Here is a 304-nt window from a genome sequence, read left to right as displayed (position 1 = left end):
GGCTGGCGTTGATGAAGGTGGCGCCATCGACCGCGATGCCAGCCGGGTTGGCCACGATGACTTCGGCGCGCTGGCCGCCGACCTCGATGGCCCCGCGCAATTGCGTCGGATTGCCGCTGACCACCTCGTTGAGGATGATGCGCGCCGGCCCGGTTGCCAGGAAGGGATTGGCCTGCACCCAGCCGCCCAGTTGGGTCTGCACATCGGTGCGGCTGTTGTTGAGGATGACGCCTTGCGGCTGGACGTCGAACTGGTTGTAGAGGTTGCGCGAGACGCCTGCGGGCGAAGGGGTCTGGATGTTGAC

At 66.4% G+C, this 304-nt stretch carries 1 protein-coding gene; it reads right to left on the bottom strand.

What is annotated here, in order from left to right; translation table 11 throughout:
* A partial coding sequence (locus APY03_RS28630; protein WP_157103473.1) for a two-partner secretion domain-containing protein occupies positions 1-304 on the bottom strand: 304 nt, incomplete at both ends.

The sequence above is a fragment of the Variovorax sp. WDL1 genome, from assembly GCF_001541225.1.
Classification (GTDB): Bacteria; Pseudomonadota; Gammaproteobacteria; order Burkholderiales; family Burkholderiaceae_C; genus Variovorax.
The sequence above is the reverse complement of the archived record's forward strand: the minus strand, read 5'-3'. Positions and strand labels throughout refer to the sequence as shown.